This window comes from Vibrio mytili, from assembly GCF_049563345.1.
Taxonomy (GTDB): domain Bacteria; phylum Pseudomonadota; class Gammaproteobacteria; order Enterobacterales; family Vibrionaceae; genus Vibrio; species Vibrio mytili.
The window spans coordinates 2,042,557-2,059,556 of record NZ_CP110481.1 but is presented as its reverse complement, the minus strand read 5'-3'; the positions used below and the strand labels follow the sequence as shown (position 1 = coordinate 2,059,556).

The following is a 17,000-nucleotide window of genomic DNA, read 5'->3' as shown; positions in this document are numbered from 1 at the left end:
TTAATCGTACACCCACACTCGACATCGCACAGCTCACTTTTGGACAAAAGTGAGCTAGGTTCTTTGCTCTAGCTCACCAAATAGAGATTACTAAAATTACGTCAAACCACCTAAAGTGTTGTAGCCTTACTCAATAGTACTTGATTATCATCACTTTTATCTGTGTTCTTTATTTCAGTTTTAATACAAGGTAGATCTTTTGCTAAAGTAACTTGCATCCAATAATTTATTGATAATTCACCGACATTTGCACTTTGAGATGGCTTGTAACTTACTTTTACAAATTGATCATCCATTATCTTGCCAAATTCAATATGTTCAAATAACTCTCTAGTAGTCAATAAACTAAAGTTGATGTCTGAAAAATAAAGATTATATACAATAACACCACCCAAATTGCATATATAATCTTTTCCGAAGCCATCAATAAAAGAGATATTGTATTTATTCGCTACTTCTGGTTTGTACCTAGCTTCTCTAAGCAACTTTTTTAACTCTGAGCTTCCTGAAAACAAAATAGGATTTGTAATGGTTCTTGCTATATCTAAAATGTCAAAAATATTATTTTCGACACTGGAATAAACTTTTGAATCAGATGTTTTGTAACGTAATATCTCTCTTAAAATGTTAGCTTGAACATTAGACCTTGTTGATTCTTTTAGCCAACCTTTCTCGTTGATTGCTCTATTGGTATCAATACCTTTGGCAACCCTTTCTTTTCTGTACTCCTGTATGTTTAATTTATATAAGGTATCATCAACAATATCACCATTAAAACCAACTGAGTTAAATAAGCTGATTGGGAATTCTAAGTTCGGGGTTTTGCCTATAAGACCCTCGGAACAAATCAAACCAAATTGTGTTAGAAGGTCTTCATCAATTTCCGCTTCTGCCACTAATTCACTCTGTCTTTGATTTATTTGCTCTATAACTCGTTGAACTGAATTTTTAAAATTATCTAGGTAACTATCAAACTGTTCTCTAGAGATAAGGAATGGTTCTTTGATTTCGTCGACCAATCTAAGCCACTCTTGTAAGTCACTAACAAGGGATTGTTGATCTTGATGACGAAATGCATCCGAAAATACAATATCGAACCATTGACGTCCCAGTTGCCATTCGCTATTTGAAAGTGAAACGGCTATCTCTATGTAAGCCGCATTCATACTTTGAGGATCATTACGCCCCCAACCTGAATAGATACGCCCTGATACTCTTCTCTTTTCATTAACTCGCCCAAAAGACTCAAGAACTCCTGAAAGCCATGAGCCATAGCCATTATTAGAGTAATCTCTATGCCTAATATACACCCCAACTATATCACTAGCGTTAGATACGGACTTCGTTCCACGAGCAATTGCACCAGTTGGATGAATCGCAGCGTTAGAAAGTAATGCTCTAATATATTTTCTTACTTGATCATCATTTAAGTTAGGCTTGAGCAAAATATAACATGCTGTAATAACTCTAAGGTCAAGCGCTGCATTCTCAAATGCAATATAAAAAGCAGACCGAGAATTAAATTCATAACCATTTAATATAATAGCCCACAACTTGTCATCTAAACCTTTAAGCAATATATTATGGGTCACTAATTCTGAGTGCCATCCATATTCTTCGAACCCATGGCCGTAATCTCTCACTGAAAGTGTCTCACACCAATTGTTTAGCATATCAACCCCCCAACCAGCCGCCTCAACATTGTCATACCTTAATGCAGATATTGCGGTATGAGCTGTAAATTCTAAATGAGCGAGATAAAAGGGTAGTGAATCAGTTAGGCTATCAAGTCGTTGATATCTAGGCTCAATATAATCTAGCCAAGACTCCCATGAGCCAACGAAGTCAAAAAGCACATCTTCATATTTATTAGCTAAGCGTATATCTGATGAAGAAGAACTGTAAGAGCGCCACTCCATCAATAATGACCAAGTAAAGTAACTGCTTTGTATCAATGAGAAACCTTCACGTGTAACCAACTTTTCTCGCCCAGCAAATAGGCGCTTATGTAAGGAAATAACTTCGTCATAAAATTCGATGTTTTCAGGAATTAGTTCAACAGCAGATCTAGCTATTCGATAATACTCTGTCAAAATTTCATCGAGATAACTTCTACTGAAAAAGTTGGTCGTTGGTAGCAATAGCCAATTGTCATCTTCCTTGTTATCATTTAAGAAACTTAAAGCAGAAGCTATCTCAGTGTGCCACTTTACGATATTGGCTAAAGCAGTTTTGAATTCGCCGATATTCTTTTCACGGATAGAATCATTAGCTGAACCAACAAGACCTAACATCATGGACGTCAGGCTTTTGTCATAATCAACTTCTTTTTTCGTTGTTGTAACGCTATTCTTAATCAGTAGCTTAGATATCCAGCCCAAATTGAAGTCTACATATCTGGCAACTACTAGACCAGTTTCACCTTTCTTCGTCCATACAGGTTGTAGTACGAACTCTGGCTTAGCATTAAAGTCAAAGCTAAGCCCGCTAAAACCTTTTCTTGAAACTAACCACTTTCCAAAGCTCTGCCGATTAAACCAACGAAGTATCTTTAGCTTCTTAACTTGGTAATGAATTAGCGCGTTGATTGTTGCGTAGTAAACATTTGTAATCCGAATTGGATCTGTTGACGGAATTATAATTTCGTTGTACTTCTCATCAGAGAACTTATAAGTGCTAACTTTTAGCAGATCTTCATTAGGGTTGACTAGAATCTTATTCCGAACGGAGTTGAGTAATAATAGTTCATGAATTCTTTGCCTAATATCCATTTCACAAAGCTCATGAATAGTGAACCTAACAATTAACCTATCACGTTTCGTTTCATCCAACATCAAGAAAGTGGTCGCAAAAAACCAGCTTGTTAATAAGATGTTGAATGTAAGCCATAGTGCAGTAGTTATGCAAATCGATAGATAAGTTGACTGTTCGATACTAGCACTGAGGAAATAGCCTGCAATTATAAAAATAGACAAAAATAATCCACTCAATCCAGCAAACATGAAGCCAGAATACATCTGATAAATAGGAAATAGTGTCTTCTTTGCTGACTTATTCTGAAAAAGTACACCAATCAAACCAATGACAAGGGGGTAAACAACACCGATAATGGTCAACTGACCTGCAAGAAAAGCTCCTTGCCAGTCAATGAGTTTGTTCCAGTGAGGGAAATACTCAAGGGCAAATGGGGTTAACTCTTCTTTCCAGAGTAATAAATTGGCAACGAGTAAGCTAGATAAGACGAAGAGAAGAAAGATGTAATACCTATGTCTTTGAGACCAACGCAATATGTTGTGTTCTAAAAGGTTCCACTCGCTAGATAAAAACGCCTTGTTTTGATAAAGCGTTTCATCAATGTTTTTATCTACATGATGCTGAAGTGAATTTAACAGCTTTTCTATCCTAGCAAACACTTAAGTCTCTCCAGAAATTAGGTGGATCATTTTCAGGTACAACTACTTTACTAGATGTCGACGATTAATCAATTAGATGCGTATATTCAAAACGTTTAGTGCCTGTAATGGAGGTAGGCATTGCTTCTTGCCTTTTCACTAAAATATGTATTGCAAAAAGTAGCTGACTACTCGCATCTTTTCGCGAGACGTAACTCATTTCGGGGCAAAAGTGAGCTAGCCAAGTATGCTCAGGGCTAACTCAGCATCGAGTTGGCTACTCAGTGAACATGTCAGCCTGAAACTCTGCTTTCTTGTTATGCAGGCCACGGTCTTCCAGCCAAGAGTAGAAACGACTTCGAGATACTTGCACCCCTTTGTCACTAAGCTTTCTTAAAACCTCAGCCTTCGACTTGTCAGAGTCAAGCATATTCAATATGAACGCTGTATGCTCATCAAGCTTGGATCTAACCTTCTGTCCCTTCTGGCGGCCAGATGATAGTCCTTTGGCCTTGCGTTTAGCATGACCCGCTTTAGCTCGTTCAGAGCGTTTCTGAGCCTCTACTGCGCTGGCAAAGGACTGCCCAATAACGGTAAAAATGATTTCAGCGTTATCAACGTTTCCTGAACTTATGATGGTGTCGTTATATGCCAAATGTAGCTCACCATATGAGGCGATTTGGCCTATCGCACCTACTAACTCCATAACCTTGTGGCGACCCAAACGAGTTATATCCGATACAATGATGCTTTGTTGAGAGGAGATGAGGGAATATAACTTCCGCTCACTCAGTTCTGTCTTGGTGGCAGACACATGTTCTTCGATCCAATCTGATATTTGGATGCCATGTTTAGCTGCGTACGCCTTGATAGCTTCTCTTTGAGATTCACCATCGGCTCTCTGTGAATCTGATACTCGAATGTAACCAATCATGCCTGCCCCCAAGTGAAGAGTTAACTGTTCATGGACGGTTATTTGTTGTTTAGGTAGTCCAGTACAACTTCATGGTGATCTTTGGTCTTAAACTTGTTAAATACATGCTCAAGCTTACCAGACTCATCAATCAGGAAGCTTGTTCTTACAACACCCATATTTTCACGACCCATGAACTTCTTGAGTTGCCAAACACTGTACTTCTCACAAACTTCGTGTTCTTCATCAGCTAGTAGAGTGAAGTTAAGCTCTTGCTTGTTGATAAAATTCGTCAGCTTTTTGGGGGTGTCAGGGCTAATACCAAGCACAACAATATTGTGGGCATCTAGTTCAGCTTTCGTGTCACGCAATCCCTGAGCCTGAACGGTACAGCCTGGAGTCGAAGCGCGTGGGTAGAAGTAGAGTAGTACCTTCTTTCCTTGAAGCTCAGAGAGCGTCACTGGGTTATTGTCTTGGTCATTCAGAGTGAAATCTGGTGCAGGTTGTCCAGCTTCGATTGCCATTTGCTTTTCCTTACTTTCTCAATTAATGGTATTTGCGTAGCGTTTTTCACTACGTCCTTTTTAGAGCATTTTTATTACGTTAGATCATACATTTTTATCGACAATTAAGTGTCCTGTCTAGTGATTACTCTAAACAGGACGAAGTTAAATGGAAGTGCTAACTACTTCGGTTTTCTAAATTGGTGTGCAACCACATTGTCTAAACGAGTCGAGACGATTTTATCCATAGCTTTTTCTCGCTGACTCTCATGCAGCATATCCATAAGCTCTTGAACTACTTTTACATGAATAGCTGCTTGAGTAGCCAACGCCTCCTTATGACTTTGAGCCTCATCGTAATATTCTTTTTTCTTCTTATTGGCTTGCGTTCGTTCACCTTTGAGCGCCTTTATTTCTTTTTGAAGCACTTCTACAGGAGAGTCAGCGGTTTCATCCTGAGCAACTTGTACCTCTAATGATTTGTTTTTTATCATCAGAACGACATCGTTGTGCCTTCTGAGTGCGCCAACAGAAAGCCCAGCTTCTTTTTCAACGCTGCTGTTGTTTATTTTGAGTTTGCCTTTTCGCGCCTTATTACGTAGCTCTTTCGATGTTAGCTTTGCTACATCACCGCTCAACAGCCTTTCTAATGCGTCAATGAGTTTCTTTTTTGTTGCCTGTGACATTATGAAACCACTCCAAATGGGATGAGTATCTCAGTAACTTCATTAGGGAAAACAACAGGTTCGTAGTCGATACCTAAATCACTCATAATACGTTCAGCCGCTTGAATCTTAGCGTAAGATTGGGCGGCAGTTTGTGGAGTGAGTTCATTATTTTCAATATCGTAAAGCATGTGAATTTCAGCTTCTTTACGCTTTGCCTCAGCAAATACGGCATCCACGATGTAGTCATTCTTGCAGTCCACACATTCAAGTAGATTAACAAGCGTTCTTAATCCACAAGTGGTTGAAGTGCAATATATCCCAGGCGCAACCGCATGAAGGTGTCGTTTTTTATCTCGAAGTTGCTTTTTCCAGAAATTAAGAGAAAGCATGTCATTATCCACTTTGTCTGTGAATAAGTTTCGCTCTGTTTTGGTTATGCTTTTAGCAAACTCCTTGCCTTTACCGCCTGCAACTCTTTTCTTGTTTGCCAATCTCTCATAGATACTCAAATAAACACGAGCTTTTTGATCAATTCGCTCGTTATCAATTTCGTTCGCAAGTGTCTTTTTCTTCTGTCTGATTTTTTGAAACTTACTGGCATTTTTAGCGTAATGCCGTGTCATTGCCATAGACACATGACTGAACTGTTGTTTGAGTTGCGGGAAGTGACATAGCTCAAAGCCTATCAAGTAGTAAGCAAAGGAGCGGCGAAGTTGATGTAGTGCAAATTCGTAATTCTTACCCACTTCAAACGATAAATTAGGGTCAGATATTTTTAGGTCAATTAAATCTTCATTGGTGAGCGCAATCTCTTCACCCATAGCATTTATAAACCAAGCCTGAGAGTGTCTTCCTAGCTCTTTTTTTGCTAATTCGCTGAAATCCCCTGTTATTTTATGAAAGAAGGATTGTGAACTAGGGTGTATTTTTCTAAGTGGTGTATGCAGCGCTTGAAGAACTTCATAAGCTTTCATGCCAATCTCTGTTGTGACAAACTCATCTTGAATTGATTGAGAGCCTTTTGCTGTCTTTGAAAGGTTTGCATGGATAACGTGTATAGTCTGGCGATCAATGATATCTTCGGTGCAGCCCTGAACTGTGTTCAGGTTATACATTTCATCGCTTCTCATTCCTGCTCTTGCCATTAATCCCCATAGGCAGCCACCGCTTAGCTTTTTGAAAAGTGCTAGCGCCTCTCTTAAGCTGGTGATTGTCCACTGCACAATCGTTAGTTTTCGCTCAAGATGGAATCTATCTAAATAATCGTGTTCTATCTCTGGTTTATAGAGTTGTGCGAGAGCCAGTGTCTCTTCTTCATTTGGTGAGTTAAGCGCTGTGAAAGCTTGTTGGAAAGCGGTGGTGCGCTCTTTACTAGATTTCGACTTGGCTAAGTACCATGTAATATCACCGTTTTTTTTTCTAGCATCACCACTGACAAGATACTTAGCATAACCTGCATAGGCTTTGTCAGAATAAGAGGTAATGTAATCTGCCAGTTGCTCTAGCTCGTGACGCACAGCATAAGCCTGATTAATTAGTTCTTCCGATTTTTGAAGCCCCGCATAGTAAAGCCTTTGTGGAATAACGGTATATTGCTTCGCTTCTTTAAGGGTTAAACCAAAATCTGAGGCGCTCAGTTTCTTGTTTAGGTTAACCTCAAAGGGTAAACCTTTGGCTTCTTTATAAAGGCGATTTAACCCGTTGTAAATTAACTCTCTTTCAAAGTCGATATCGGTAAAACCCGTTAGCACCCACGTTTCGAGTCGGTCAAAGTTAAGCGCTGATAGCGTGTTAACTCCTTCATTTAAAAGCGGGTTGATGACTTTTTTTAGATCTTTTAGCGCGTGATAAAGAGTGCTAAAGGAATGGTTATGAGGTGAAAGCCACATCATTTTAAGTATGAGAGTTATAAGCTCATTTTTTAGGTTGCGCTCAATCACCTTGCCATCACAGGTAAAATCTAGAGTGTATATCCTCTTTGCCTGCGGCTCAAAATGAAGTTGCAACTTCTTCCAAGCCTCATTATTGCCAATTTTACCTAATGATTCACCTGTCACCGTAAAGCCTATATCAAGCGCTTCGAGTTCATCCCAATCCCCGCGCTCTATCGCTGGCTTTAATACATCCATTAAGTAATTTGTATGAGCGCCAACGTTTTGTTGCGCTTTAAGAAGCTTGTTTTGGTGTTCTAGGTCAGAGAGTTTTATCATGTGAGCCTCCGCAATTACATCAATAGAATGGCATGGTCGATGGACACCCTTGGATGACGACCTTGGGTATTGAATTTTTTCATGGCTTCATCAAATACATCGTCACTTGCCCCATCTAGCGTATACTCATACGCTTCGATTTTTTCTAGAACATCCCCTTTCGAGTCAGGAAACATATCAAGCCCTTCTTTAAAAACATCAATGGTTGAAATCAGCTTATAAATAGCGTCAACGTCATCTACCGCTTTGGCAGATTGGCACTTGTAGCACATATCAAACTCGGCGCAAGGTAAGTCTGCGCCTAGCGCGTAGTTCGTTTCACGTTGTGTATTCTTACCATCAATCATGACTTGCTTCCCATCACAAGCAATTCCATTGGGGTTGGTTTTACGCTTTTTCTCACCTTCCTCGTATGTCAACATCGGAATGCCGCGCCTTTTAGCCACAGCAGCTTTTGCTTGCTCTAAGTCATTATCAAAGAGATTTCCGATGACTTCGATGCCTTGAGAAAGAATCACTTTATTATGTAGTGGAAGCCCGTTTGCGTAACTTTTCTCTATTGTGTCTCGCTTATTTTGGAGCAAGCTCTGAACGGCTTGAATACCGCCCTCCGCATAGGCTTGATTGCTACTCATTTCTCGCCAGCGACTTGATTGAAGGGATATATAGTAATGGTTGGGTTCAATTGACCAAGTATTCATGAGAGTTGCTGAAATAGGACTAATACCTTCCCAATCAGAAGGAACATTGTTGGAGGTTCTTGCTAAAAGCAGCCGTTCGTACTTCTTAGGCTGCTTGTCTGCTTTTTCTTTCGCAAATTGCTCAATACCTTTAATAAGCGTTAAATCAGAAGCGGGGACTTTGAAATATCCAACTTCGCCACTCCTATAGTTAAAAGAAACGGTAGCACTGCCATCGTTATCAATTTCAGAATAGGTAAGCGGTAGTAAAATCCCTTTAAGTGGCAAGTCTGTGTAGCAAGATAAAATGCAGTAGGCACTATTGGTCGCCCCTTGCCCCATATGACTTTTGGAAGTTGCTTGTGTCTCTTTATGCACAACCGTGCGACCTAAATGATTCACGGTCTTTTTTAACCTAATGGCTTGTTGGTCTCGGTAGGCGTAAAACAGCTCTTTAAACCAAGGTAGGCTACCCGCTCGGTGGGGCGATAATAGGTGCAGTTGGTTGACGAGCGCTTTATTTATCTCTTGCAAATTAAAGGTATCATTGACATCTGCGCGATTATTGAGAGTAAAAAGCAATTCAGAGCCATCTTTACCGCTGCCGTAGAGTTTGGATAACCGTTCTAGTAGCTTTATAAACCTCACGCCATCGCGCTTATCAACGTCAAACGGCTCACCCACCAAAAGGGCATCGACTTCGCTGCTTGAACGCGCCTTATAGCTTGAGACCTTGACTACTTGTAAGCTCTTATCACGCTCTGATGTTTTAACATCGATTGGATGGGCGATTTGTCGTATGTTGCCGTCATTCAGTGAGGTAAAAAAGCACATTAAGTGATAGGCCGCGCCCATTGTTAGGTTAAAAGCTGAGGCTGGATTAACAGCAATGCCATTATTCTTTCGCACTCCTTTTCTCACATTTAATGATGTCGGAATTTGAAGTGCTTCCTCATGCAAGCCAAGACTAATGATAAGAGGTAGAGTTTCAGGTAAAGGCGTACTGTTTTCTTTTGCGGCTATGAGCTGCGGCGAAAGACTGAAAAATAACGCCCCTAATCGTTCCACTAGAAGCTTTTCTTCTTCATCGGAGTATCCCTTAAATGGCGATTTATCCCCTGCAAACCCTCTGTGGTGCCTAGCCCAATCGGAAATAGGCAGGCCGCACCATTCAAGTGCAGTTCGAATGTTTGAAAGCACTGCCGCAGTAGTCGATTCTTTAATGCCTAACTCATCTCCATGATTGTATTCCCACAGGCGTTTTGAAGGGTTAAAAATCTTAATACGATGCCTTAACTCGCCATCGTTGCCTGCATACTTCAAATAGCCACTTTCGGAGAATGGGTCAACATTTAGTGCATCACAAAAAACAAGGTAAGCGCGTAAGTTCTCATAGTATGATGTGACGCTTTGTGCAGACTTGCCATTGCTGACATATTGATGAGCTTTTTTGCAAAAAGACCTGATACATACGGTTCGACTGTCTATTTTTTCGTTTTCTTTGTTAGCCCCAAAATACAATAGGTGAGAAACATCGAGCTGCTTTACTCTAGTTGATTTATTATCTTTATAAGGAATATCAAGATTCAAAGGAACAACATTTTGATTGTTCCGCACATGCTTGACGGCTTTGGACTGTTTTGCGATTTTACTTTTCGCCATTACGACCAACCTCCGTTTATTTTGCGGTTTTTGCCTTTGGCCGTGTTGATTTGGTCGTCTAGCTTATTCATGTACTGAATGTACTTTTCAGTGGTCGATGTACTGGCGTGTCCCATCAATTCCGCTAAGTCACCCATAAGGTAGTCATAGCTAACATTTCGCTCTTTTGACTTATCCCAAAGCCAGTGAGTTGCAAAGGTAGAACGTAAATCATGAATTCGGTAATACCAAGAAGAGTCCACTTCGTGAATCTGCTTTCTAAGGTTTGAAAAGTGCGTTTCTAATGTATTGGCTGAATAAGGCACACCTTTGTTTGAGAGAAATAGGTACTCAACGGTGTCCATTTCGATGCCTGCCTGAATAAGCTCATTGCGCTTGTTTAGGTTTTTAAGTTGCGCGTGACTTTCTTTGTGTATCTCTAGTTCTTCGTACAGTTCGATGGGGATTTCTACGGTACGCGCCTTACTGCCTTTGGTGTGAGTAATCGCGACTGGTACAGTTTCCAAGTCACTGTAGTCAGCGTTTCCGATATCGTGAGCGGGGAAGTGAATGGCTTCATCTATTCTAAGTCCTGCTTCGACACATAGGCGAAAGATGAGTTTTATCGTCTTTGGGAGTGATGTTATATGTTCATTAAATAAGACTTTGTGCTCGGGATGCATGGGCTTGAGCTTTTTGTGAGCAGGCGTATTTTGTTTTTTAGGGAACATCCTCATGATATTGGAAGTTTCATAAGTGCGCTGAGAGCCAGATTTTGTGTGAGCCAGCATATCGTGTTGGTTTAACTCCTGATGCACTGTCTCTGTGGTGTAGTGGGTAACGATATTTTTATCGTTATTTTTAATGTAGCCGTATTTTTGCATCCACTTATAGAATCCAATTACCACGCCCATATAGGTGCGAGCGGTAGATAAACTAAAAGCCTCGCTGCCATTAGAGCCTTCAATATCATTGCAGTTCGCAAGCAAGAACTCAGCAAATCGCCAAGGAGCACCTTCTTCTTCGTACTTCGATAGGGTTTTATACGTTAGGTATTCACATGGTATTTCATGACCATCTTCGTCAACTTGAGAGTGGTGAGTCGAATCCAAATAACGAGTGAAAGCGAGCAAACCTTTTGCGATTGAACCTGTGTCTTTTACAGCCGCTTCACCACGCAATTTAGATACTAGGTAAAGAGACTGTGGATAAACCACTCTACCATCAGGGGCAACGATGATATCGGTTCTCTTTATGCGTGACTTTAGATTGGAGGGAGAGAGGTCAGGAGAGTATGTCACTTCTCCTGATTCAGTATCGGTATTTGTAGAGACTTTCAGCTTTGCTAATGTATCGACTTCGATAGAAAGCAGTCTGTAGTCATCATAAACATCAGAACATTTTTCTTTGTACGTTTCTATCACAAAACAATCCTCGATATGCTACCCACACATCAAAGATAGATTTGTCATAAAAATATATCAAGGTTTTTTGTCATTCTTTTTTTCTAAGGGTAAACTTCTTCTCGCCCCAGACACCAAACTGTTCTGCAACAGCATGATCTTCATCAGAAAGTAGGGTGAAATTTAGCTCATCACGTTCGATGAACTTACCCAGACGTTTTACTGGATCGATGCTTACACCAAGAACAACGACATTGTGGGCATCGAGTTCTGCTTTAATGTCACGTAGACCTTTGGCTTGTGTTGTACAGCCTGGAGTCATCGCTTTGGGGTAGAAATAGAAAAGGACTTTTTTGCCTTTGAAATCACTTAGAGAAACGGTATTACCGTCTTGATCGAGCAATGAGAAGGCGGGTGCTGGCGAGCCTGCTGTCAGCGTATTCATCATTATTTCCTTTACTGTGATTGATATTATATTGTGTTTTTAATGAAATTCAGTGAACCTTGTACGTTGAGCGACTGGCAAAGTTCATTAAAATCTTCTTGTAACTGCATGAGGTTACAGTCAGCGCTAACCGATGCTGTAATAGCAATATGAAATTGGTCGTTGTCTAATTGAACTTTGGATTTACTGATGGTTTGCGCACTGAGTGAGTCTAAACCGATATGTTGCTGAGCAAAAAACTGAGTGAATTTTTCAGTTAGGCCTGGTCTATCTTCAGATTCAATAAAGACTTCCATCGTATAACTGTTATCGAGCAGTTCATGTGCTGCGGTACGTTTCATGATGGTAATCAAGTCATGTTCTTGCCCAAGTAAAGGCAGTTGGGTTTCGACACGAGTAATATGGTTGGCGTTACCCGTAAGCAGCATGATCAGGGTGAATTCATTACCGAAGATCGCAATGCGACTATCAACAATGTTGCAGCCAGCTTGAGTAACCAGCTTGACGATTTGGTTACAAATGCCTGGACGGTCCTTTCCTACTGCTGTAAGTACCAGATGTTGCTTCATAAATAAGCTTCTTGTCCGTTCTCTCAATAGTAGAGATGTTAGCACAGATACGGCCGAGAAATATCGACTCAGTGCGTTTTTTAGCTTGTTTAAGGCAGGGGAATAGAGCAAAAAAGGGTTGTCTCGGGGACAAGTCAAATCGCTGTCTCATCTAAGAGAGCAGGCCAAAAACGAATAACATTGTCAAAATGTTGTGTGTTCGCAGTAAATTAGTTGCTAGACATCTAACAACTGATAATTATTCACTTTATAAGCGAGTTTACACTCTTGTGTTTGTCAATGGCATTACAGTACCATGCAGAAAGAGTTAAATAAGGGAGATAAACATGTTTTCGGGAAGTATCGTAGCGCTGATCACGCCATTCAAAGCGGATGGTGAAGTAGACTTTGACGGTCTACAGAAACTGGTGGAATATCACGTTGAAGCGGGTTCAGACGGTATTGTTGCAGTAGGCACGACAGGTGAGTCAGCGACACTGACCATTGAAGAGCATGTGAAGGTCGTGAATAAAACGGTTGAATTTGCAAACGGTCGTATCCCAGTGATTGCGGGGACGGGCGCGAATGCGACTCACGAAGCCGTGACATTCAGCAAACTGCTGGCAGATTCAGGTATTGCAGGTTTCCTTAGTGTGACACCGTATTACAATAAACCTACGCAAGAAGGCTTGTACCTACACTATAAATCGATTTCTGAAGCGAGCGACGTACCGGTTATTCTTTACAATGTTCCGGGCCGTACTGCCGTAGATATGCAGCCAGAGACGGTAGGTCGTTTATCAAAGCTGAAAAACATTGTCGGTCTTAAAGACGCGACAGGTGATTTAGACAGAGTTGCAATTCATCGTGAACTTTGTGGCGAAGATTTTATCTTACTCAGTGGTGATGATGCGACAGGATTGGATTTTGTTAAACTTGGCGGTGATGGTGTTATCTCGGTAACCAACAATGTTGCAGCCAAAGACATGGCAGACATGTTCCATTTGGCAAGTGAAGGTCAGTACGAAGAAGCAGAAGTCATTAACCAGCGTTTGATGACGCTGCATAAAAATCTATTTATTGAAGCAAGCCCGATTCCAGTAAAATGGGCGGCACACAAGCTTGGTTTAATTGAATTTGGTGATTTGCGTTTGCCGCTAACGACACTGTCAGAAAAGTCGCAGCCGATCGTGGAACAGGCGTTGAAAGACGCCGGTATTTATTAAGATTGAACACTAGGGTCTGTTGACCTTTCGAACAAAATTTAACCGGGAAAGATCAACAGGCCCTAGGACTGAAGTTCATGCTGAGGGCTTACGTGCCCTCAGTGTTTTAGGAGTATAAATGAAGCTTTCAAGCCAGTTAGTGTTAAGTTCATTAGCTGTTTTCGTATTAACTGCCTGTTCGGGTGGTGCTACACAGCGTCGTCAAGCTAAAGACGATTTCGAGTATTTAAATACGCCGAGTTTGGGCACGTGGAAGGTTCCACAAGGCTCAGAGCCTCAGATGTATCCAAATTATCAAATTCCTCAAGGGAATTTTTCTGGTGGCATCGGTAAAGACGTTGATATTCGACCACCACAGCAAGTGTTGGAGCTTATTCCAGGCGCACGCCTTGAGCGTAATAACAACGGTGAAGTGACACTATGGCTGTTGCGTGAAAATGAATTGGACAAGGTTTGGCAAACTGTACTTGGCATGGTCGAGTCCAAGAAAATTCCAGTAGAAAGTCAAACAGACAGTCGTATAGAGACTGGCTGGGTGACTTGGAACGCTGCTGATGAAGACATGGAAATTGGCAGCCGATATGAGATCACGCGTACAGACTCGGGTGGTCGATATGGATTTAATGTCAGCTTGATTGACTGGCGTGAAGGTAATCAGGTTAAGCAAGTCTCCGCAACCAATCGAGAACGCTACAATGTGTTCATGACCAACTTGGTCACCGCTCGCTACGATCAAAATCAGCGCGCAGAAGCGCAACGTCAAGCGCAAGAGTTAGTAAAACAAATCCCGATTACGATGGGTAAAGACCGTAGTGGTCTTCCTGTTATTATTGCTCGTGCACAATACAATGTGTTATGGCAGCGATTACCAACCATTCTGCCTAAAATGGGCTTTAAAATTGACGAACGTACTCAGTCTCAAGGTACTGTCGTGGCGACGTACGCATCTCCGGATGATGAGTTTTGGAATGACATCGGCGTTCAGCCTGTTGATCTGAAAGCGGGTAAATATACGTTCCTATTCGGCGATTTGGGTAACCGTACTTCGGTTAATATTACCGATTCTTCTGGTAAACCGGTTGAAGAGCAATTCTTGAACTCGCTTGTCCCTGTGATGTCTGCCGTGGTGGAACAGCAGTAATACCAATCACAGTAAATAAGTGCTTAAACAGAAAAGGGACCTCATTATGGTCCCTTTTTAGTGTGTGTTTCTTGGTGTGCGTTTTGGTATTGCGTTTTGTTTTATGGGGATGTGGCATTGGCTAGCGAGCGTTAGTGCGGACTTTTGTCCTTGCTTTTATTATCGTCACGATGCTTATCAAGCTCATTCAGTTTGTCTAAGTCGCTTTTACGAGTCTTATCCATTTGGCCAAGCTTCGTATTGGCTGTGTATTTCAGTGCCGCGATATTACCGATAACGACACTTAACACCACAATGATAATAACCCACGGGTTAGTCAGCAGTTCAATCATAGTGCCTCCGGTGGTGGGGTGATATTGCAAATATACGTCGACATAATCTTTTCTAGATTATTTAGGATAACTTCTAATCCGGCAATAGCACCGAGTTGATTTTGTCGTGTCAATTCACCTTTAAGAATCTCAGGTGTGAGCTGAGACAAGCATTGTTGGCCAATGACTTTATGACTGATATGCCAGGGTTCGACTGCAACGCCGCCAAGGTCATGTTGATAGGGAAAGAAAAAGCCAAACTCATCAAGATGCGCAGTCAGCCATTGATAAAACGCGTTTTGATGTCCTTGTAAATATTCCCATGGTTCCAGTTTTAATGGGACATCTTCTGGTAATAGATTTCGCGCGTAGACATCAAAATCGCAACCCCAGTGATGTCGACTGCCACCTGGTAGGGCAGACCAACGTAAGATCGCCATGAGTTTTTCTTCATCACTCAAATCCTCTTTATTCAGTGGCGCCGAGTTTGAATCAAGAACAGGCAACTCACCGGCAAACTTTCCATTCCATATCGATCGCTGACGGCTGAAATCACGAAAACCACTGGCGATTTCCATTTTGAATCCGGCAAGCGTCGCGGCCTCAATCACCGCGAGCAGGTCGTTGGCGACTTCTGAATGCAGAAGAAACGCTTTCTGACCAATCATCGTTGATTGAAGGTGAGTGTTGGTGGTTCCGGTGAGTTGCGATGGCGTCATATTTTTCTCGTTGGTTGCGCGATAGACCGCTATTTTGCGAGCAAGTGAGTCAGCGTGTTCTGGTACATGTCCGTTAGCTTTTCTAAATCGTCTACTTTCACGCACTCGTTGACTTTATGGATGGTTGCATTGACTGGACCAAGCTCCACGACTTGTCCTCCCATGCGGGCGATAAAGCGACCATCAGACGTGCCACCTGTTGTTAGTAGAGCAGGCTTCGTGTTGTTCACTTCGCTGACCGCTACAACAACAGCATCCAACAGCGCGCCAGTATCGGTAAGGAACGGTTCGCCGTTAAATGTCCAATCGATATCGTAGTTCAGATCGTATTTGTTCAGTGTCTCAGTGACACGCTCAACAATCCTTTCGTTGGTCAACTCGGTACTGAAACGCAAGTTAAACTGGACATTGAACTCCCCAGGGATAACATTGGATGCACCGGTTCCTGCAGAAACATTGGGGATCTGGAAGCTGGTAGGCGGGAAATAGTCATTGCCTTTGTCCCATTCTGTTGTCGCTAATTCGTGAATGGCTAGTAAAGAGGCGTGAACAGGGTTGTTGGCTAAATGAGGGTATGCCACGTGACCTTGGGTACCTTTAACCGTGAGATCACCTGTGATCGAACCGCGGCGGCCGTTTTTCACCACATCACCGACAATGTCAGTACTTGATGGTTCACCGACGATACACATATCAATGTTCTCGCCACGCTCCATCAATGTTTCCACTACTCTTACTGTGCCGTTGATGAACGGGCCTTCTTCATCAGAAGTGATCAAAAAGCCGATAGAGCCTTTGTGATCAGGGTTCTCAGCAATAAAACGTTCGACGGCGACGACCATACAGGCCAACGACCCTTTCATGTCCGCTGCTCCGCGCCCGTGAAGGTAACCATTTTTAATCGTTGGCTCAAATGGTGGTGTATCCCATTGCTCAAGCTTACCCGCTGGTACAACGTCGGTATGGCCAGCAAAAGCGAACAGTGGCGCTTCAGTACCACGGCGCGCCCAGAAGTTGGTGGTATCTTCAAACACCATCACTTCCACTTCAAAACCTAGGGCTTTCAGTCGCTCTATCATCAGGTCTTGGCAACCTGCATCTTCAGGAGTTACGGACTGGCGGCTGATCAGGTCTTTAGCAAGGGCTAATACTGGACTGTCTGTCATCCTTGAGTTTTCCTTTATTTATGAGTTAAAAAAT

The 17,000-nt window shown here is 41.9% G+C and carries 13 protein-coding genes and 1 pseudogene; 2 read left to right on the top strand and 12 right to left on the bottom strand.

Features of this window, described 5'->3' with window-relative positions; genetic code table 11:
* Window positions 1–110 precede the first annotated feature (110 nt).
* The 9 genes and pseudogenes from ONE56_RS09455 to ONE56_RS09415 all read right to left on the bottom strand — a co-directional run bounded on the left by ONE56_RS09455 (window position 111) and on the right by ONE56_RS09415 (window position 12,424).
* Window positions 111–3,413, bottom strand: coding sequence for a hypothetical protein (locus ONE56_RS09455; protein ID WP_423839738.1), 3,303 nt, complete (start codon window positions 3,411–3,413; stop codon window positions 111–113).
* Window positions 3,414–3,669: 256 nt separating this feature from the next.
* Window positions 3,670–4,326 carry a recombinase family protein gene (locus tag ONE56_RS09450; RefSeq protein ID WP_017790063.1) on the bottom strand — a complete coding sequence of 219 codons (657 nt, stop codon included), beginning with the start codon at window positions 4,324–4,326 and terminating at the stop codon, window positions 3,670–3,672.
* A gap of 38 nt (window positions 4,327–4,364) precedes the next feature.
* The gene (gene bcp / locus ONE56_RS09445) at window positions 4,365–4,829 is read right to left on the bottom strand and encodes a thioredoxin-dependent thiol peroxidase (protein WP_017790064.1); all 465 of its coding nucleotides are present in this window, start codon (window positions 4,827–4,829) and stop codon (window positions 4,365–4,367) included.
* A gap of 161 nt (window positions 4,830–4,990) precedes the next feature.
* Window positions 4,991–5,494 (bottom strand): hypothetical protein, encoded by a 504-nt coding sequence (locus ONE56_RS09440; RefSeq protein ID WP_024699243.1) that lies wholly within the window; start codon window positions 5,492–5,494, stop codon window positions 4,991–4,993.
* Entirely contained in the window at window positions 5,494–7,686 is a 2,193-nt protein-coding gene (locus ONE56_RS09435; RefSeq protein ID WP_017790066.1) for an integrase, read from the bottom strand. The genes ONE56_RS09440 and ONE56_RS09435 overlap by 1 nt, the downstream gene beginning before the upstream one ends.
* A gap of 14 nt (window positions 7,687–7,700) precedes the next feature.
* On the bottom strand, window positions 7,701–10,028 hold the full coding sequence (locus ONE56_RS09430) for a hypothetical protein (protein WP_017790067.1): 2,328 nt from the start codon (window positions 10,026–10,028) through the stop codon (window positions 7,701–7,703).
* The gene (locus ONE56_RS09425; RefSeq protein ID WP_024699242.1) at window positions 10,028–11,431 is read right to left on the bottom strand and encodes a tyrosine-type recombinase/integrase; all 1,404 of its coding nucleotides are present in this window, start codon (window positions 11,429–11,431) and stop codon (window positions 10,028–10,030) included. The genes ONE56_RS09430 and ONE56_RS09425 overlap by 1 nt, the downstream gene beginning before the upstream one ends.
* A gap of 91 nt (window positions 11,432–11,522) precedes the next feature.
* Window positions 11,523–11,855, bottom strand: a pseudogene (bcp, locus tag ONE56_RS09420) (thioredoxin-dependent thiol peroxidase); the annotation flags it as partial.
* Between the two features lie 26 nt (window positions 11,856–11,881).
* Entirely contained in the window at window positions 11,882–12,424 is a 543-nt protein-coding gene (locus ONE56_RS09415) for a glycine cleavage system protein R (RefSeq protein WP_041156057.1), read from the bottom strand.
* 326 nt (window positions 12,425–12,750) lie between these two features.
* Here ONE56_RS09415 and dapA point away from each other — a divergent pair, with 326 nt between their 5' ends.
* Window positions 12,751–13,629 carry a 4-hydroxy-tetrahydrodipicolinate synthase gene (gene dapA / locus ONE56_RS09410; RefSeq protein WP_331437740.1) on the top strand — a complete coding sequence of 293 codons (879 nt, stop codon included), beginning with the start codon at window positions 12,751–12,753 and terminating at the stop codon, window positions 13,627–13,629.
* Between the two features lie 118 nt (window positions 13,630–13,747).
* Window positions 13,748–14,770 (top strand): outer membrane protein assembly factor BamC, encoded by a 1,023-nt coding sequence (bamC, locus tag ONE56_RS09405; protein WP_041156059.1) that lies wholly within the window; start codon window positions 13,748–13,750, stop codon window positions 14,768–14,770.
* Window positions 14,771–14,901: 131 nt separating this feature from the next.
* Here bamC and ONE56_RS09400 read toward each other — a convergent pair whose 3' ends face one another.
* The 3 genes from ONE56_RS09400 to dapE are packed head-to-tail and all read right to left on the bottom strand — an operon-like array spanning window position 14,902 to window position 16,966.
* Window positions 14,902–15,102 (bottom strand): DUF2897 family protein, encoded by a 201-nt coding sequence (locus ONE56_RS09400; protein WP_423839737.1) that lies wholly within the window; start codon window positions 15,100–15,102, stop codon window positions 14,902–14,904.
* Window positions 15,099–15,800, bottom strand: a complete 702-nt coding sequence (locus tag ONE56_RS09395; protein ID WP_423839736.1) for a M15 family metallopeptidase — start codon at window positions 15,798–15,800, stop codon at window positions 15,099–15,101. Before ONE56_RS09395 ends, ONE56_RS09400 begins: the two co-directional genes overlap by 4 nt.
* A gap of 29 nt (window positions 15,801–15,829) precedes the next feature.
* On the bottom strand, window positions 15,830–16,966 hold the full coding sequence (gene dapE, locus ONE56_RS09390; RefSeq protein WP_423839735.1) for a succinyl-diaminopimelate desuccinylase: 1,137 nt from the start codon (window positions 16,964–16,966) through the stop codon (window positions 15,830–15,832).
* Window positions 16,967–17,000 lie beyond the last annotated feature (34 nt).